A 17,269-nucleotide genomic window follows, 5' to 3' on the forward strand; every position below is an offset into this window, starting at 1 on the left:
AGGCTGAGACGTGATGCATAGCCGATTGAGGCGAAGTAGAGTGATCCCATGCTGCCGAGAAAAGCCTCTAGTGAGTGTTCATGCGGCCCGTACCCCAAACCGACACAGGTGGTCAGGTAGAGAATACCGAGGCGATCGGGCGAACTGTGGTTAAGGAACTCGGCAAAATGCCCCCGTAACTTCGGGAGAAGGGGGGCCGAGGGATTTGAAGCCCCTTGCGGGCTAGGATTTTTCGGCCGCAGAGACCAGCGAGAAGCGACTGTTTACTAAAAACACAGGTCCGTGCGAAGTCGCAAGACGATGTATACGGACTGACGCCTGCCCGGTGCTGGAACGTTAAGGGGACCGGTTAGCTCTTCGGGGCGAAGCTGAGAACTTAAGCGCCAGTAAACGGCGGTGGTAACTATAACCATCCTAAGGTAGCGAAATTCCTTGTCGGGTAAGTTCCGACCTGCACGAATGGCGTAACGACTTCTCGACTGTCTCAACCACAGGCCCGGCGAAATTGCATTACGAGTAAAGATGCTCGTTACGCGCGGCAGGACGGAAAGACCCCGGGACCTTTACTATAGCTTGGTATTGGTGTTCGGTTCGGCTTGTGTAGGATAGGTGGGAGACTGTGAAGCTGTGACGCCAGTCATGGTGGAGTCGTCGTTGAAATACCACTCTGGTCGTACTGGATGTCTAACCTCGGTCCGTGATCCGGATCAGGGACAGTGCCTGGTGGGTAGTTTAACTGGGGCGGTTGCCTCCCAAAGGGTAACGGAGGCGCTCAAAGGTTCCCTCAGCCTGGTTGGCAATCAGGTGTCGAGTGCAAGTGCACAAGGGGGCTTGACTGTGAGACCGACAGGTCGAGCAGGGACGAAAGTCGGAACTAGTGATCCGGCCATGGCTTGTGGAAGCGTGGTCGCTCAACGGATAAAAGGTACCCCGGGGATAACAGGCTGATCTTGCCCAAGAGTCCATATCGACGGCATGGTTTGGCACCTCGATGTCGGCTCGTCGCATCCTGGGGCTGGAGTAGGTCCCAAGGGTTGGGCTGTTCGCCCATTAAAGCGGTACGCGAGCTGGGTTTAGAACGTCGTGAGACAGTTCGGTCCCTATCCGCCGCGCGCGTAGGATACTTGCGGAAGGCTGTCCCTAGTACGAGAGGACCGGGACGGACGGACCTCTGGTGTGCCAGTTGTCCTGCCAAGGGCATTGCTGGTTGGCTACGTTCGGAAGGGATAACCGCTGAAAGCATCTAAGCGGGAAGCCTGTTCCTAGATGAGGTATCCCACCCCTTTGTGGGTTAAGGCCCCCAAGAGACTATTGGGTTGATAGGCCGGAGATGGAAGGTCGGTAACGGCTGGAGTTGACCGGTACTAATAGGCCGAGGACTTGTCATGAAGACGCTACGCATCCACTGTGCGGTTCTGAAAGAACCGAACCGGACCGCCTTGGTCCACCCGTGTAGGACTGGGTGGGTTGGGGTGCCTACGGGTTGGTAATTTCATAGTGTTTCGGTGGTCATAGCGGTTGGGGAACACCCGGTCCCATTCCGAACCCGGTAGTTAAGCCTTCCAGCGCCGATGGTACTGCACTCGTGAGGGTGTGGGAGAGTAGGACGCCGCCGAGCATACTTCACCCTCAGGGGCACTCGTTTACTCGAGTGCCCCTGAGGGTTTTTGGCGTTCGACGCAGTTTTTCCACGTGACCGCGAACCCTTTCCACGTGACGGCGAACCGTCACTTTCCGGCGGCTTCGACCGCTATTCGGGCGACGCGCTTGGCGCGACCGGGTGACGCTCCGTTTGCCGCGGTTGATCGTCCATACCGTAGCCGGCATGAGCAGCGGTAGTGGGACGAGGGAGGCGTCGGTGCCATGGCGCGCGCGCAGACAAATGAGACGAAGAGGCAGGCACGTCCGTGCCCGCCCGTCGTCGTCGGACACACCGATGTGGGCTTCGGCCGTTCTCGGCCTGGTGGTCCTCGTCGCTTTGATCTTGTTGTTGTTGACCTACGTCTGACTCGGAGTCATTCCACGGGCTTCAGGTCACCGGTGGGAAAACGGCGTTCGTTGCGCTCGATCTTGGCGAACGCGGCCTCGATCAGGTCGACGTCCAGCTTGTCGGCCAACCGCACCAGGTAGTGCATGACGTCGGCCAGCTCGTCACGGACGTTCCACGCCAACTCGGGGTCGTCCATCGCGTGCGCGGCCTGCTCGGGCGTGAGCCACTGGAACAGGTCGGTCAGCTCCCCGACCTCCCCGGACAACGCCATCACCAGGTTCTTCGGGGTGTGGTACTCGTCCCAGTCACGCGCGGCGGCGAACCGGCGCAGCGCGTCCCGCAGGTCTTCCAGGTTCTTGCCCGCTGAATCCGCACCCACTGCATCCGTGCCCACAGAGTTCATACTCGCAGAGCTACCACACGGTGGTCGCTGGGCCGCACGCCGCGTACCCGTTTGAACGCCGTGCTGAACGCGAACCCGTCGCCGTAGCCGACCGCACGCGCCACGGACTCGACCGTGGCGTCCGGCTTGCCCAACAGGTCCGCGGCGACGTCCATGCGCCACTGGGTCAGGTACGTCAGCGGCGGCACGCCGACCAGTGCGGTGAACCGGCGCGCCAACGCCGCCCGGGACACCCCAGCGCGCGCTGCGAGTTCCGCGACGGTCCACGCACGCTGCGGCTCGTCGTGCATCGCGCGCAGGGCGGGGCCGACGGTCTCGTCGCTCAACGCCCGGTACCACGCGGGAGTGTTCGCCTCGGGCCGGGCGAACCACTCGCGCAGCGCGTACACCAGCAGGAGGTCCAGCAGTCGTTCGAGGACGATGTCCTGCCCGGCCTGGTCCCTCGCCACCTCCGCGGCCAGCACGTCCACCGTGGGGCAGTGCTCGTCGTCGCACGTCACGACGAAGGTCGCCGGCAGGGCGTTCAGCAGTCGCGCCGCCACGCCACCGTCGACGGAGTAGGCAGCGGTGATCACGAGCGACTCGCCGTCGTCGGCGAGGCCGTAGGTGCGGGTGCCGACGAGCCACTGCTCGCAGTCCGCCTCACGGACCTCGAGCTGAGGCGGCGTGGACGGGTCGTCGGCCAGGACGAACCGCTGCGGTCCGTGGATCAGGCCGATCGACCCCGGCCGCAGCAGGACCTGGGTCCCGTCCTCGGCCAGCAGCCAGGTGTCGCCGCGCACGGCGGCGACGAGCGTGAACGGACGCGTCTCCGTGAACGCCAGCGCCCACGGCGGCGAGGCGAACGAACGGCACACGTCGGCGCTTCGCGCGCGCAAGCCGCGCAGGAGATCGGCGAGCGCGTCCTCGTCGGCCGCGGCGGAGACTTCAGCCGCGTTCAGGTCAGCCACTCCGCAACCCCAGCCACGGCGTCCACGGCGCTTCCACGTCATCCATGTAGACGATTGAACATGCATCCGGGACGGTGAGCCATGTTCCGTCCGGCACGATCTTGATTGTCTTGTGGCATGACAATCCTGGTGCTCGGCGCGACCGGCAAGACCGGTCGCCGTGTCGTTTCCTCCCTCGACGCCCTCGGCGTCGACTACCGCGGCGTGTCCCGCAGCACGGAGATCCGCTTCGACTGGTCGGACCCGTCGACCTGGGCGCGTGCGCTCGACGGCGCCACCGCCGTCTACCTCGTGCCGCTCGCGATGAACCTCGACGACGCCGAGCTGGTGGAGTTCGTGCCGCAAGCCGTGGCGGCGGGTGTGCGGCGGATCGTCCTGCTGTCGGCGCGGGGCATCCCGACGGACGACGGTCGTGAGCGCGCCGTGCGGGAGTCCGGTGTGGACTGGACGATCCTGCGGCCGACGTGGTTCTCGCACAACTTCAGCGAGGACTACTTCCTGCCGGAGGTCCTGGCCGGCGAGGTCGTGTTGCCCGCGGGAACCGGGAACGGCAACGGCGCCCACCCGTTCATCGACGCGCAGGACATCGCCGACGTGGCGGTGGCGGCGTTGACCCAGGACGGGCACGCGGGCGTCACCTACGAGCTGTCCGGGCCGGAGGCGTTGACGTTCTCCGAGGTGCTGGCGCGGATCGGTGAGGTGTCGGGTCGTTCGATCCGCATCACGGACGTGCCTGCCGCCGACTACACCGGCATGTTGGTGCAGGCCGGCATCGAGCCCGCGTACGCGGAGGTGCTGACGATGTCGCTGATCGCCATCCGCGACGGACACGACGCCGCGTTGTCCGACGGCGTGCCGTCCGTGCTGGGACGTGACGGACGGCTGTTCGGCGACTACGCGAAGGAGTCGGCCGGCATCTGGGCCTGACGGGCCACCCGCGACGGGCCACCCCTGACAGGTCACCCTCGACAGGTCACCCTCGACAGGTCACCCCCGACAGGTCACCCCCGACAGGTCACCCCCGACGGGCCACAGGTCACTCCCTGACGAGGGTGAGGTTCGGCCTGGCGGTGCGGCCGGGGTCGCCCTGCCCCGGCAGGGCGGTGAGCACGAGGCCGAACACCAGCCCGTTCAGCTCCTCCACGTCCAGCAGGAGCTCGCGGGCGACACCGTGCGGCGTGGTGCCCTGGGCGCGCAGGGCGCGGAAGACCTTGGCGAGCAGCTGGGACGTCTCGCGGTGGGCCATCCCGACGGCACGGCGGGCCAGCTGGGCGCACACGGTCGCGTGCTGGGTCCGCGTCAACAGCCCCAGGTCGCGCAAGCGGTGCGCCAGGGTCACCGGGTCGACGTGCCAACCGGCGCTGTGCGCGACGACGTGCTCGGTGAGCGGGCCTCGGGCGACGCCGGCCAGCACGCCGGCGCGGGGCAGCAGGAACGCGGTGGCGAACGTTTGCGGGTCCGACGCCCCGGTCAGCCGCCCGAGCTCGCGCGCCGCGTCGAGGCGGGCCTGACCCGGCGCGACCGCCGGGTCCAGGAAGACGTACGGGGTGCCGTCGTGCCGGCAGGAGAACGGGCCGACGCCCGCGCAGTCCGGCGGCAGGGAGAAGACCCGGACGCCGTGCGCCTCCAGCAGGTGCACCATGTTGGGCGCGGGCCGGTGCGGGATGCCCCAGCGGGCGCGCAGCACCTCGGCCGCCGTCTCCGGGTCGGGGTGCTCCCACGTCGGCACGTCCGGCTCGGGGAAGGTGAACGCCCGCGTCAGCCAGCCGTCGAAGCCGATGGCCAGGCGGGCGGCGCCGATCGCGGCGTCCCGCTGCCGCTTGGCCGCCGGTCTGGTGAATGCCACCTCGACCTCCGGCACGTCGTCGGCTTCGAGGAAGCCCGGCGGGAAGCCGAGGGCCTCGGTGAGCCTGGCCGTGGTGGCCGGTCGTGGTTGGCGGCGGCCGTGCTCGTAGTCCCCGATGCTCGCCGGGCTCGTGCCCGCCTTGCGCGCCAGCTCCACCGCGGTGAGGCCGCGGCGGGTCCGGGCGAGGACGAGGCGGGAGGGCGTGAGCATGATCGCGCCATTCTCGCACCCGCCTACCGGCGCGGCGTGACGGTGACGTCCACCTCGTCCGGGCCGTCTGGATCGCGCGGGGTGGGCAGCGGGCCGAACACCAAGGGCGGCAACGTGATCCGGCGCGCCCACCGGTCGACGACCTGGCCCTGCGGCGTGGGTTCCGGCTGCGCCACCTCGCGCAGCACGACCAGCCGTTCGCCTTCCTGCCGGGGGTAGGTGACCAGGAACCACAGCTTCCACTCGTGCGTGTGCAGCGAGTCGAAGAGGGTGAACTGGTCGCTGTCGTTGCCGCGCATCATGGCGGCGATGGCCGGGCCCTTGGCGTAGTCGCTGCGCAGGGGTGCGCCGGGCGTGCCGGTGTGGCGGTTGCCCTGGAGCGTGCCGAGCACGACCGGTCTGGTGGGGTGCTGGACGAGGCCCGCGTTCCACTTGTCGACCCGCGTCCAGCCCTCCGCCACGAGGACCTCGCGGAGCCTGCCGACCCGGTGGATCCAGTCGAGCAGGCCGGCGCCGTTGGTGGGCCCGAGCGGGGGCGCGGAGGCCCGGGCGTCGACCCCGGCCCAGATCGCCTCGTCCAGGTGGTCGGTGCGCAGGCCGAGCTCCGCCAGCTGGGCGTGGTGCTCGGCGGTCAGCTCGGTGGCGTTCGACATCCTCATGCCCGGCACGGTAGCGCCGACCACCGACAATCCGGCCGCCGACGACCGGGCCCGACGACCGGGCCCGACGACCGGGCCCGACGACCGGACCAGACGACCGGACCAGACGCCGGGCAGCCGGCAGCCGGCCGCCGCGGAACCTATGGTCGGAAACAGGGGCAGCGGGAACCGCGCCGGGAAGTGGAAGGATGACGTGGTGGATGCGCGGCGCAGGAACAACGTGGTCGTGACCGGCAACGCCGGCGGTCCCGTCGTCATGCTCGCGCACGGCTTCGGGTGCGACCAGACCATGTGGCGGCTGGTGGTGCCCGCGCTCGCCGCCACGTGCCGCGTCGTGCTGTTCGATCACGTCGGCGCGGGCCGGTCCGACCTGTCCGCGTGGGACGAGCGGCGTTATTCGACGCTCGACGGGTACACGCGGGACGTGCTGGACATCTGCCACGACCTCGACCTGCGCGACGTGGTGTTCGTGGGCCACTCGGTGTCGGCGATGGTGGGCGTGCTGGCGGTGGCCGCGGAGCCCACGACGTTCGCCAAGCTCGTGCTGGTCACGCCCTCGCCGCGGTACGTCGACGACGGCGACTACCGGGGCGGGTTCAGCGCCGCCGACATCGACGAGCTGCTCGACTCGCTGGACAGCAACTACCTGGGCTGGTCGGCCGCGATGGCCCCGGTGATCATGGGCAACGCCGACCGGCCGGAGCTGGCGGCCGAGCTGACCAACAGCTTCTGCCGCACGGATCCCGCGGTCGCGAAGGTGTTCGCCCGCACGACGTTCCTGTCCGACAACCGGGCGGACCTGGCCGCGGTGACCGTGCCGACGCTGGTGCTGGAGTGCGAGCAGGACGTCATCGCGCCGCCCGAGGTGGGCGCGTACGTCCACGCGCGGATCCCGGGCAGCAAGCTCGTCACGCTCCCCGCCACGGGCCACTGCCCGCAGCTGAGCGCACCCGAGGCCACCGCGGCGGCGATCGCCGAGTTCGTGGCGGACACCGCGTGACGGGCGACCGCGAGGCGTTCTCGGCGTTGTTGGAGGACAGCGCCGACGACCTGTACGAGAACGCGCCGTGCGGCTACCTGTCCACCATGCTCGACGGGCAGATCGCGAAGGTGAACGGGACGCTGCTGCGGTGGCTGGGGTACGAGCGCGTGCAGCTGGTGGGTCGGCTGCGGTTCGCGGACCTGCTCACCGTCGGCGGCAAGCTGTACCACGAGACGCACTTCGCGCCGTTGCTGAGGATGCAGGGCGAGGTCGGCGGCGTGGCGTTGGAGATGGTCGCGGCCGACGGCACGCGGCTGCCGGTGCTGGTGAACTCCACCCTGAAGACGGGCGGTGACGGTGAGCCGTTGCTGATCCGCACCACGGTGTTCGACGCGAGCGACCGCCGTGCGTACGAGCGGGAGCTGCTGCGCGCCCGACAGGAGGCGGAGCGGGAGCGCGACGAGATCCGGCGGCTCGCGACGACCCTCCAGCGCACCCTGCTGCCGCCGGTGCTGCCCGCCGTGCCGGGCGTGGAGACGGCGACGCACTACCACCACGCGTCGCCGTTCGAGGTGGGCGGCGACTTCTACGACCTGTTCCCGCTGGCGGACGGCCGGTGGGCGGTGTTCCTCGGCGACGTGTGCGGCAAGGGCGCGAACGCGGCGGTGGTGACGTCGCTGACCCGCTACACGCTGCGTTCGGCGGCCGTGTACGACCCCGACCCGGTGGCGGTGCTGACCAACCTCAACACCGTGCTCAACCAGGAGGTGGACACCGGGTACCCGCGGTTCTGCACGGTGACGTTCGGCGTGCTGACCGTCGAGGAGGACCGCTGCACGCTCACGCTGGCGGCCGGCGGCCACCCGCCCGGCCTGCTGCTGCGCGCGGACGGCACCGTCGAGTACGTGGAGATGCCCGGTGGTCAGCTGATCGGGATCCTGCCGGACGCGCGGGTCGTCACCACGACCGTCCACCTGGCCGCCGGTGACACGTTCGTGCTGTACACCGACGGTTTGATCGAGGCGCGGACCGGTCCGGAGACCCGCTACGGCGAAGAGGAGCTGCTGGCGTTCGCGGCCGGCCTGCCCCCGGTGTCCGCGGCGGGGGCCGTGGACGCGTTCGTCGGCCTGCTGGACCGGCTGGGCGACGGCGTCGAGGACGACACGGCGGTGCTGGCGATCGGCGTTCCGGCCGGTTAGCGCGTTCGGCGGCGCGCGGGCGGTCCGAGCAGCCGTCGGCCCGTGACCAGGGCGATGGTGGCGAGCACGAGGGGCGTGGCCAGCAGGAGCATGAGCGCCCACACGCCGGGCCAGGAGGTGGCGCGGGCGTCCCGGTTGAGCGGTGCCAACGACCGCCCGAGCGACAGGCCGCCGAAGGCGAACATGGTCATGAAGAGCGACGACGTCCACGCCACGACGATCCCCGAGCGCAGTTCGCGGACCTTGTGCAGGTCGAGGTGCTCGGCCGACACGTGGCGTCGGGCGGCGAGGAGGAAGGCGCCCGCCAGCACCACCATGACCATGCTGCTGCCGATGAGCGACCAGCTGAAGACGCCGAGCGCCGGGTACACGGGCGGCAGGTGGCCGCCGAGCAGCGCGAGCAGCGGGATCAGCACGAGGCAGGCGGTGATCAGCAGCACGGCGACCCGTCGGCAGCTCGTGCGGATCCGGTGCGCGTGCGGCGCCGGGATCCACAGGTACCGGGGTGGTAGGGGCGGCGGCGGGTAGCTCACGGTTCTGCCAATCCGGTCGGAACGACCTCGTGCCGGTGTGCGCGTGTGCCACCGGTCCCGACATCCTTGCAGCGGGTAGTCAACCAGGTTCGGAAAGTAATCGGCGTTGCGGGTCGCTCTACGGCTCCCAGACCTGGATCGCCCTGACCACGAAAGGCGCGTCCGGCACGTAGGTGCCCTTGCCCGGGTAGGTGGTGAACTCGGCCTCGGTCGAGCACGTCACCCGCTGGTAGACCGAGGTGTCCCTGGTCAGGTTGTTCACGAACGAGCGCGCCACGAAGCCGTCGGGCAGCGGGATGCACTCGCGCGGGTTCGCGGACTCCAGGTCGAGCCGGTGGGCGTCGCCGGTGTACTGGACGCCCGACCACACGCAGAACTCGCCGCGGTCGCAGGTGGGGTCGGGTTGCCGCGCCACCGCCGTGCCGCTCGATGCCAGGGCTCCGGTGGTGAGGGCCAGGGCGGTCACGAGGCCGAGGGTCGTCATCGGGGTCACCGCTCCAGGGTGCTGTGGTCGGCGGCCGTGCGGGGGCCTGGCGACCGCCGTTCACCTGATTGTGTGGGCAGGTCCGGGTTTCGGCAGGGCGAGGCGTTCGGCGAGGCGGAGGGCGTCGTGCGGTGCGACGGCGTCGGTGTCGTTGTCGAAGTACGCGTAGACGTCGTGGTCGGCGGCCCAGGCGCGGATCTTCGCGGACCACTCGTCCAGTTCGTCGTCGGTGTAGCTGCCGACGTACAGGGCCTGGTTGCCGTGCAGCCGCACGTACGCGAAGTCCGCCGTGACGTCTTCGACGTAGGGGAACCGGTCGGCGGAGTGGGAGACGACCAGCGCGATCCCGTGCGCGCGGAGGAGGTCGTGGAACTCCGGGACCTGGAACGTCGAGTGCCGGACCTCCAGCGCGTGCCGCAGTGGTCGGTCGGCGTCGGTGGTGGTCCAGGCGCGGTCGTCCGGCAGGCGGTCGTCGTGCCGTTCGGCGAGTTCGGCGGCGGCGGTCGTGGTGCGGGGAAGGAGGTCGAAGAACGTGGTCAGCCGGTCGGGGTCGTAGGCGGTCGTCGGGGGCAACTGCCACAGCACCGGTCCGAGCTTGGGGCCGAGTGCGAGCACGCCGGAGGCGAAGAAGTTGGCCAACGGGGTCTCCACGTCGCGCAACTGCTTGAGGTGGGTGATGAACCGACCGCCTTTGACCGCGAACAGGAAGTCGTCCGGCGTCTGCCGCGCCCACGTCCGGTAGCTGGAGGGGCGTTGCAGGGAGTAGAAGGAGCCGTTCAACTCGACCGACGTGAGGAGCCGGGAAATGTGCTCCAACTCCCGCCGCTGCACCAGGCCTTCCGGGTAGAACGCCCCGCGCCAGGTCGGGTACACCCAACCCGACGTCCCGATCCGCACCTCGCCCGTCACGTCGACGGGGTACCCGGATGATCTCCGGCGTACCCCGCGCTTGACCTCCACCGCACTCGAAGGTGCAAGTTGTGCGCATGGACGACCGCACACTTGATGCCTACCTGGCCAGGATCGGCGCGACGCGCGCGAGCACCCTGGTCGAGCTGCACGAACGGCACGTGGCCTCGGTGCCCTTCGAGAACCTCAGCATCCACCTCGGCGAGGCGATCGTGCTCGACGAGGACCTGTTGGTAAACAAGATCGTCAACCGGCGGCGCGGTGGGTTCTGCTACGAGCTCAACGGCGCGTTCGCGGCGTTGTTGACGGCGTTGGGGCACGACGTGCGGCTGCTGTCGGCCAAGGTGTTCAACGACGGCGCGTACGGGCCGCCGTTCGACCACTTGGCGTTGCGCGTGGGCGATCTGCTCGTCGACGTCGGTTTCGGGCGGTTCAGCCTGCGGCCGTTGGACCTCGTCAGCCGGGAGGACCAGCACGATCCCGCCGGTGTGTTCCGGATGGTCGACACACCGGCGGGCGACGTGGACGTGCTGTTCAACGGCGTGCCCCAGTACCGCCTCGAACTGCGCCCGCGCGCGTTGGAGGAGTTCCGCGCCACGTGCTGGTACCAGCAGACGTGGCCGGAGTCGCCGTTCCGGCGCGGTGCGACGTGCTCGCTGCCGACGGCGACCGGGCGGATCACCATCGCGGAGAACAAGCTGATCACCACGACCGGTGACGACAAGGTGGTCGAGGAGTTGGACGACGACGCGCTGCTGGACGCCTACGCCAAGCACTTCGGCGTCGTGCTGGACCGCGTGCCCCGGCTCGGCTGACCGCACCTCCCCTGACCGTGCCTCGGCTGACCGCGGCTCGGTTGACCGCGCCTCAGCCCAGCCGTTCGGCGAGCGCGAGGGCGTCGAACGGCGCGGCGCCGCTCATCGTGTTGTCGAAGTAGACGTACACGTCGCGCGAAACCGACCACTCGCGGAACCGTGAGGCCCAGCGGTCCAGGGCCGGGTCGGAGTACGCGCTGACGTAGAGCTCTTCGTCGCCGTGCAGGCGGGCGTAGACGAAGTCGGTGGTGAGCTCGCGCGGTTCCGGGAAGCGGCCGGAGGATTCGGCGACGACGAGCGCGACGTCGTGCTGCGCCAACAACTCCACCAGCTCGGGGGTGTCCCAGCTCGGGTGGCGGACTTCGAGCGCGTGCCGGACCGGCGGGTCCGGCAGCAGTTCCAGGAACGTGGCGAGCCGCTCGGGCCGCCACGGCAGCGTCGGCGGCAGCTGCCACAGGACCGGCCCGAGCTTCGGCCCGAGGTCGAGGACACCGGAGCCGAAGAACTCCTCCACGTCCTTCCCGACGTCGCGTAATCGCTTCGTGTGGGTGATCTCCCGATGGCCTTTGACGGCGAACACGAAGTTCTCGGGGGTGCGTTCGAACCAAGATTTGAAGTCCGTCGGCTTGCGCAGCCCGTAGAACGAGCCGTTGATCTCGACCGTGTCGAGGCGTCGTGACAGGAACTGCAATTCCAGCCGCTGTTGCAACCCGCGCGGGTAGAACTCACCACGCCACTCGGGATAATGCCAGCCGGAAGTGCCGATTCGGATCTTGCCCACGGTGATCTTGTTGCCCATCCGGGTCACCGCCCAAACGTGTTCGGCTAGAAGCCCGCGCCGTCCAAGGCGCCACTCACCACGCGATCGACCCGCGCCTGTTGCGGATCGCGCGCCAACGCCTCCGTGCACGGGCACCCGGCCAAGTCGTTGCCGCACAGGTACACGCCGAGCACCCGCAGGCTGCGCGCCGTCTGCCGCAATCGCGCCGCGCCCCGCAACCTGACCTGCCCGTACACCGCCTTGGCGAGCTGGTACGGCACACCGGGCCCGAGGTCGACGCACGCCTGGCTGTCCAACTCCTCCGCCACGTGCGCGATGGGCCGACACCCGTACGCCCGCGCCGACCGCACGAGCCTCTGGTCCAGCCTCGCCACCAGCCGCTTGGCCACCTCGTCCCGCCACGCCCGGTCAGCGCGCAGGTACGCCACCAACTCCTCCACGCGCACGGGATCGGGCCGGGGACGGCGGGCGCGCGCTCTTCGTCGTTGCGACATGACTCTCAAGATCGTGCGTCGCAGACGGCTGTGAGCCCTCCTCACCCGGCTGCGCGATCAGAGCACTCGCGCGCACTAGTACCTCGGATACCGAGAGACACCACGCCGGTCGTCAACGCGCCGATTTCTCCAGGTACTCCTGGGTCTCGGGGTCCGTCGAACAAACGCAAACCCCGCGCGGCCGGCGAGTGAGCAACACCCGGTAGGTGTTCCGGATGAGTTCGTGGAAGTTCGCGTCCTCGGCCTTCTTGACGGCCGGGTCCGATGTCGAGCAGACCCGCGCTCCACGCGTCGCAGAACTCCGAGCCACCACACCGGTACTGGGGCCCGCCACGTGCACGACGTCGACGTCGTAGCCGAGCGCCCGGGCCGGCGGGAGCCCGTCTCACTGAGCTCCAGCAGCACCTCGACGTGCCCGAGTCCGGCCTCGACCACGTCCGTCAGGAACGGGGGCAGGCTGATCTTCCACGACCGCACCTCGGCGGTCCCCACACCCGCCTCGGACTGGATGAGGGCCTGCTCTTCCGGCACGGTGTGCAACCGATCGGACATGTCGAGCAAGGTCCGAGTGCTGCGGCGCACGAGAGCCACCGGTTGATCCCCCACCTGGGCACGCGGATTACAGGTGCGGGTCGGGTGGGTGGCAGCGACGAGCGTGCGCTCGGTGCCCGGCAGGCCGCGTCCCGAGGTTAGCCCGACAAGACCTCAGACGGCCCACCGATGCCCTGCACAGGTGAGGGGAAGCGCTATGCCACGGACACCGGCGCCAAGCGCAGAACGGCGTGCCGCCCGCCGGTCAGGTTCCGGTCGGCCCAGTCGAGCACCGAGGACTCCTGGGCGAACAACACGATCTGCTGCCGTTCGGCCAAGGCCAGCAGCAGGTCGAGGATCGCCGAGGTGCGGGTGTCGTCCGCCTGCACGGTCACGTCGTCCAACAGCAGGGGGGACACCTCGTCCGCCGCCGTCAGGTGTCGGACGAGTGCGAGGCGGAGCAGGAGGTAGACCTGTTCGGCGGTGCCGACGGACAGGACGTTCGCGTTCCGCCATTCCCGTGAAGGCCCGCAGACCCGCACCGACAGCGTCGCCGGATCGAGTGCCGCGTCCACGTAGCGGCCGTCGGTGATCACCGGAAGCCACTCGCGCAGCGTGCCGACCAGCACGGGGGCGATGTCGCGGTGGACGGCTTCCTGGGCACGGGCGAGGTGCGCCCTGGTCACGTCGAGGGTCCGGGCGAGCTGCTCGACGTCGTCGAGCGCGGAACGCGCCGCCTCCACCGCCTCCTCGGCCTCGGACACGCCGGGAAGCGTCCGCGCCCGCTCGACGAGCGCGCCCTCCGCCAAGTCCGCCTCGGTCGCGAGTTCGGCCGCTTCCGCGCGTGCGGTGGCGGCGAGTTCCTTCGCCGCCACCAGCGCGGCGTCGACGTCGGCCACCTCCTCCACCCGCACCGAACAGGCGCCGGCGGACTCCTCGCACCGCAGTCGTGCCCGGTCGGCCACGTCACGCGCTTCCCCGGCCGATCGCCGCAGTGCCGCGTCCTGCTCCCGCAGGGAGAGGAGGTCGCTCTCCAGCTCGGCGAGGTCGGCTCCGTCGAGCAGCCTGGTCAGCAGCAGCCAGTCGGCGTGGTCGCGGTGTGCCTCGGTCGACTGCCGGTCCCTCGCCTCCCGCCAGCGGGTGATGACCGCTGACAACTCCTCGGCAGCGATGTCCCCCGTCACGGTGTGGCCGATGGCCTGCGCGGCCTCTCGCAGCAACCCGACCGCACGGGCTCGGGCCGTGATCGCGTCCCGCACGGCCGCCTCAGCCGCCACCCGGTCCGCCAACGACCGTTCGAGCGGTCCGCGGCGTGCGGCGACGCCGGCCTGGCGCGCGTTGACGGCACACCGTGCCTCGTACTCCTCGAACGACCACCGCACGTCGTCCGCCACGGCCGCGCCTCGCTGCCGCAGAGCATCGGCGAGCGCGACCCCCGCGCGGCCGACCCGGTCACGCAGCCGTCCGTCCTCGGCGCGCCAGGCGTCCGCCGCCGCACGCGCCTCGATCAGCCGCTCCGCACGTCCGGCCAACGCCGACAACTCGCGGGGGTCGGGCGGGAGGCCCAGTTCGCCGCACCGCGCCACCAGATCGGTCCGTGCCCGGTCGGCCCGTTCCCGCTGCTCCACCGCGGCCGCGTGGCGGGCCTCCGCGGCGGCGAGCGCGTGCTCGGCCTCGTACAGGGATCGACGGGCGTTCTCGGCGTCGATCCGGGCCCGTTCGGCTTCCGCCGCCACCTCGCCGTCGACCCGCGCCGCGCCTCGACGCCGCACGAATCCGACCCCGCCGCACAAGACGGAGAGGACGAGCGCCACCACGGCCACGGCGAGGGGACCGACCGCCACCAGGACGAGCCCGCTCACCAGCAGCACGGCGGCCAGCCCGAACACCACGGGCCGCAGTGCGGTCGCACCGCCGGACGCGGCTTGGACGGCGGCGTCGTGGCGGTGCCGGGCATCCTCTTCGCGGCGTCGGGTGTTCTCGGCTGTCGTGGTCGCTTCGCGCTGACGGTGACGCGCTCGTGCCACGGAGTCGGCCAAGGTCCCCGGATCGATCTCCGGCACGCCGTCGGTGGAAGCGAGGTCGGCCGCCAGGCGGCGCAGCACCGCCGGTCCCGCCACCACCGCCGCCTCGGTCGGGCCGTCCTGGTCGGTCGGAGTCGCCGGCTCCTTCGACCGGTGCGCCTCGGCGATGGCGAGCGCCTCCCGGTGCACGTCGGCGGCGGCGCGCACGTGCTCTTCAACAGCGGTGTCACCGGTGGGGGATGGAGGGAGTTCGTCCAGTTCCGCGCGCAGGTCGTCGGCGGTCGGGCCGTCGAGGGTGCGGGGCAACGGCGCGACCTGCCAGGCGGCTTGCGCCCGTTCGACCAGGGCGGCCAGGTCGTCCTGCGCCGCGGGCGCCGCCGGGGCCACCCCGCCGAAGCGTGCGTCGAGCACGCGGATCCGGTCGAGCCGGGTGGTCTGTTCCTGAAGGCGGACACCGTGATCGGCCACCGCTCGTTCCGCGCGGTCGGCCTCGGCGAGCGCGGCGTTCCAGGAACGCCACACCTCTCGCAAGCGCGTCAAGCCCTCGACGGCTTCCCCGGCCAGGGCGGCCCGGTGCGCACCGAGTCCGGCCTCCAGCCGCAACTTCTCCGACCGCTCGACGAGGTCGAGGTACTCCCCGTGCGCGCGCTGGGCCAGGACGAGCTGCTCCTCCGCCTCCGCCAGCCGCCTCCGCGCCGTCCTCAGCGGTTTGACCGCGTTGGCGCGTTCGGTTCCGACGTGCTCACGGCGGAACTCGTCGATGTGCTGCAGTGCCACGGCGGCGGTGGCGTCCGTGCCCGCTGTGGCCGCGGCCCGCTGCAGGTGCTCCTGCAACGCGCCGGAATCACCGAGCACGCTGAGCACGTCCGCCTGCCGCACGCACGCGGTCGCGGCGAACGAGCGGCGGTCCAGCCCCAGCCACCGACTGGCGTCCGGTGCACCGGCGAACATGATCTCGGCACTGACGTCCCTGTTCAGCGCGAGGTCCAAGGCCCGGCAGTCCACCTTGCCGAGCAGGTCCTGGCTGAGCTCGACACGTCGTCCGTCGGCCAGTTCGATGATCGCGGACACCGTCCACGCGCCGCCGCGCCACGGTCGGTGCCGGTCGGCGAACCGCTGTTCGGCGGGCCCCGGCCTGCCTCGTCCCCGTTGCCGCCCGCACAGCGCCGCGTAGATCGCGGCGTGCCAGGAGGACTTCCCCGACTCGTTGGGGCCCGCCACCACCGTCAGACCGGGGGCGAACTCCAGTGTGTGATCGATGAGCGGGCCGAAAGCACGTGCGGTGACCGACTCGATTCTCATGTGTTCCCCGTGTTCGACAGATCAGTGGACGGCGAGTTCGGAGGCCCGGCCGTCGAGCGCGCGCAGGCCGGTGACCAGGACACGTCTGCGGGTCTCCTCGTCCAAGGTCGGGTCCTCCCGGACGTTCCGGACGAACTGCCCCCGCACGGTCGGTTCCCCGGCGAGCGCGTCGAAGTCGTAGGCGACGTGCACCGGCCCGAGCCGTGGGACCAGGGCGTCCAGGTGCGGTGCGAGCGTGGCGAGGTCGGCCGGCCGGAGGTCCACCTCGGGCGCGATCTCGCCGGTGATCGTGACCCGCGCGACCCCGCTCAACCCGGCGACCGCCGCGATGACCTGTTCCCGCACCTGTCCGGAGTGGCTGACGCCGTCCAGGCGCACCGTCACGTCGTGCACTTCGCTGACGGACACGTCGTGGCGTTCCCGTTCCACGGTTCCGTCGTCGTGCACGGTGAACAGGACGACCCCTCGGCCCGCTGATTCGCCGAAGGCCAGCGGGTCGGGATTGCCGGGATAGGTGTGCCGTTCGGCGTCCCTCGCGGTGTGGAAGTGGCCGACGAAGGCGTGGTCGATGCCGGCGGCCTCGATTTCCGACGCGGTGAACGGCGCGTGCGGCAGCTTGCCCGATTCCTGGAATCCGATGGTCGCGGTCTCCGAACCGTGGAACAGCGCCAGGTTGACCCCGCCGCGGTCGACGCGGAAGTGCTCGACGAATCCGTCGGTGTTGGCGGGCGCGCGATGCGCGGCGCCCCACAGCGTGAGGCCGTCCGCCAATTCATGCGCGACGAATCGGTCCTCCGTGAACAGGTGCACGTTCGGGGTCCACTCGACCTGGTGGTAGAGGCTCTGCGGCCCGTACCAGTCGTGGTTCCCCGGCGCGAGGAAGACGGGCATGTCGACGCTCTCGAACGCGTCGCGCAGGAAGTGCGCGGTATCAGGTGAGAACCGTTCGTGTTCGTACAGGTCACCTGCGCAGAGCAGGGCATCCGCCTGCTGGGCTCGCGCCAGGGCCGTGATGCTCTGCAACGTCTCGCGCAGAGCGAGTCGGCGGGCACGGGCCAGTGCCGGGCCGGCCCACCGGAAATGCGTGTCGAGGTGGAGGTCGGAAAAGAGTAGGAGTCTCACATTCACCTCGTGGTCGCGCGCGGCGAGCACGCCCG

At 70.1% G+C, this 17,269-nt stretch carries 15 protein-coding genes and 2 rRNA genes; 6 read left to right on the top strand and 11 right to left on the bottom strand.

The window, feature by feature from the left end; genetic code table 11:
- Positions 1–1,388, top strand: a 23S ribosomal RNA gene (locus ABTZ99_RS34220); the annotation flags it as partial.
- Between the two features lie 113 nt (positions 1,389–1,501).
- Positions 1,502–1,618 (top strand): 5S ribosomal RNA (rrf, locus tag ABTZ99_RS34225).
- A 397-nt stretch (positions 1,619–2,015) separates the two neighbouring features.
- Here rrf and ABTZ99_RS34230 read toward each other — a convergent pair.
- Both ABTZ99_RS34230 and ABTZ99_RS34235 read right to left on the bottom strand, forming a co-directional pair.
- Positions 2,016–2,384, bottom strand: a complete 369-nt coding sequence (locus ABTZ99_RS34230) for a nucleotide pyrophosphohydrolase (protein ID WP_498786886.1) — start codon at positions 2,382–2,384, stop codon at positions 2,016–2,018.
- A gap of 5 nt (positions 2,385–2,389) precedes the next feature.
- Positions 2,390–3,334, bottom strand: coding sequence for an AraC family transcriptional regulator (locus ABTZ99_RS34235; RefSeq protein ID WP_498786885.1), 945 nt, complete (start codon positions 3,332–3,334; stop codon positions 2,390–2,392).
- 126 nt (positions 3,335–3,460) lie between these two features.
- Here ABTZ99_RS34235 and ABTZ99_RS34240 point away from each other — a divergent pair, with 126 nt between their 5' ends.
- Entirely contained in the window at positions 3,461–4,270 is an 810-nt protein-coding gene (locus ABTZ99_RS34240; RefSeq protein WP_499617265.1) for an NAD(P)H-binding protein, read from the top strand.
- A gap of 109 nt (positions 4,271–4,379) precedes the next feature.
- Here ABTZ99_RS34240 and ABTZ99_RS34245 read toward each other — a convergent pair whose 3' ends face one another.
- Together ABTZ99_RS34245 and ABTZ99_RS34250 are read right to left on the bottom strand one after the other, a co-directional pair.
- A complete protein-coding gene (locus ABTZ99_RS34245) occupies positions 4,380–5,399 on the bottom strand; it encodes a helix-turn-helix domain-containing protein (protein WP_498786883.1) in 1,020 nt (339 codons plus the stop codon).
- A 23-nt stretch (positions 5,400–5,422) separates the two neighbouring features.
- Positions 5,423–6,058 carry a hypothetical protein gene (locus ABTZ99_RS34250; protein WP_498786882.1) on the bottom strand — a complete coding sequence of 212 codons (636 nt, stop codon included), beginning with the start codon at positions 6,056–6,058 and terminating at the stop codon, positions 5,423–5,425.
- Between the two features lie 196 nt (positions 6,059–6,254).
- Between ABTZ99_RS34250 and ABTZ99_RS34255 the strand changes: the two genes are divergently transcribed.
- Together ABTZ99_RS34255 and ABTZ99_RS34260 are read left to right on the top strand one after the other, a co-directional pair.
- Complete coding sequence (locus ABTZ99_RS34255; RefSeq protein ID WP_499617269.1) at positions 6,255–7,058, top strand: alpha/beta fold hydrolase; 804 nt, start codon at positions 6,255–6,257, stop codon at positions 7,056–7,058.
- Positions 7,055–8,239 (top strand): PP2C family protein-serine/threonine phosphatase, encoded by a 1,185-nt coding sequence (locus tag ABTZ99_RS34260; RefSeq protein ID WP_499617272.1) that lies wholly within the window; start codon positions 7,055–7,057, stop codon positions 8,237–8,239. Before ABTZ99_RS34255 ends, ABTZ99_RS34260 begins: the two co-directional genes overlap by 4 nt.
- Here ABTZ99_RS34260 and ABTZ99_RS34265 read toward each other — a convergent pair.
- From ABTZ99_RS34265 to ABTZ99_RS34275, 3 genes are all read right to left on the bottom strand, one after another.
- Entirely contained in the window at positions 8,236–8,772 is a 537-nt protein-coding gene (locus tag ABTZ99_RS34265) for a hypothetical protein (protein ID WP_499617275.1), read from the bottom strand. The two genes, ABTZ99_RS34260 and ABTZ99_RS34265, sit on opposite strands and share 4 nt — an antisense overlap.
- Positions 8,773–8,890: 118 nt before the next feature.
- Positions 8,891–9,256, bottom strand: a complete 366-nt coding sequence (locus ABTZ99_RS34270) for a peptidase inhibitor family I36 protein (RefSeq protein WP_230571401.1) — start codon at positions 9,254–9,256, stop codon at positions 8,891–8,893.
- A 60-nt stretch (positions 9,257–9,316) separates the two neighbouring features.
- On the bottom strand, positions 9,317–10,165 hold the full coding sequence (locus ABTZ99_RS34275; protein ID WP_499617278.1) for a DUF72 domain-containing protein: 849 nt from the start codon (positions 10,163–10,165) through the stop codon (positions 9,317–9,319).
- Positions 10,166–10,242: 77 nt separating this feature from the next.
- Here ABTZ99_RS34275 and ABTZ99_RS34280 point away from each other — a divergent pair, with 77 nt between their 5' ends.
- Positions 10,243–10,980, top strand: a complete 738-nt coding sequence (locus ABTZ99_RS34280; protein WP_499617281.1) for an arylamine N-acetyltransferase family protein — start codon at positions 10,243–10,245, stop codon at positions 10,978–10,980.
- 52 nt (positions 10,981–11,032) lie between these two features.
- On the opposite strand, the gene ABTZ99_RS34285 is transcribed toward ABTZ99_RS34280, so the two are convergent.
- The 4 genes from ABTZ99_RS34285 to ABTZ99_RS34300 form a co-directional block, all read right to left on the bottom strand.
- Positions 11,033–11,779: a DUF72 domain-containing protein gene (locus tag ABTZ99_RS34285; protein ID WP_499617284.1), complete on the bottom strand. Its 747-nt coding sequence runs from the start codon at positions 11,777–11,779 to the stop codon at positions 11,033–11,035.
- 26 nt (positions 11,780–11,805) lie between these two features.
- Positions 11,806–12,255, bottom strand: coding sequence for a hypothetical protein (locus ABTZ99_RS34290; RefSeq protein ID WP_230571397.1), 450 nt, complete (start codon positions 12,253–12,255; stop codon positions 11,806–11,808).
- Between the two features lie 746 nt (positions 12,256–13,001).
- The gene (locus ABTZ99_RS34295) at positions 13,002–16,112 is read right to left on the bottom strand and encodes an AAA family ATPase (RefSeq protein WP_499617288.1); all 3,111 of its coding nucleotides are present in this window, start codon (positions 16,110–16,112) and stop codon (positions 13,002–13,004) included.
- 21 nt (positions 16,113–16,133) lie between these two features.
- A complete protein-coding gene (locus ABTZ99_RS34300) occupies positions 16,134–17,234 on the bottom strand; it encodes a metallophosphoesterase family protein (RefSeq protein ID WP_499617291.1) in 1,101 nt (366 codons plus the stop codon).
- Positions 17,235–17,269 lie beyond the last annotated feature (35 nt).

The organism is Actinosynnema sp. NPDC002837 (assembly GCF_040295345.1).
Classification (GTDB): domain Bacteria; phylum Actinomycetota; class Actinomycetes; order Mycobacteriales; family Pseudonocardiaceae; genus Actinosynnema.

Bases quoted from the DNA above. Each gene is read 5' to 3' on its own strand.
- ABTZ99_RS34290 (WP_230571397.1), bottom strand. From the start codon at position 12,255: ATGTCGCAACGACGAAGAGCGCGCGCCCGCCGTCCCCGGCCCGATCCC.
- ABTZ99_RS34270 (WP_230571401.1), bottom strand. From the start codon at position 9,256: ATGACGACCCTCGGCCTCGTGACCGCCCTGGCCCTCACCACCGGAGCC.
- ABTZ99_RS34240 (WP_499617265.1), top strand. From the start codon at position 3,461: ATGACAATCCTGGTGCTCGGCGCGACCGGCAAGACCGGTCGCCGTGTC.
- ABTZ99_RS34245 (WP_498786883.1), bottom strand. From the start codon at position 5,399: ATGCTCACGCCCTCCCGCCTCGTCCTCGCCCGGACCCGCCGCGGCCTC.
- ABTZ99_RS34250 (WP_498786882.1), bottom strand. From the start codon at position 6,058: ATGAGGATGTCGAACGCCACCGAGCTGACCGCCGAGCACCACGCCCAG.
- ABTZ99_RS34280 (WP_499617281.1), top strand. From the start codon at position 10,243: ATGGACGACCGCACACTTGATGCCTACCTGGCCAGGATCGGCGCGACG.
- ABTZ99_RS34285 (WP_499617284.1), bottom strand. From the start codon at position 11,779: ATGGGCAACAAGATCACCGTGGGCAAGATCCGAATCGGCACTTCCGGC.
- ABTZ99_RS34295 (WP_499617288.1), bottom strand. From the start codon at position 16,112: ATGAGAATCGAGTCGGTCACCGCACGTGCTTTCGGCCCGCTCATCGAT.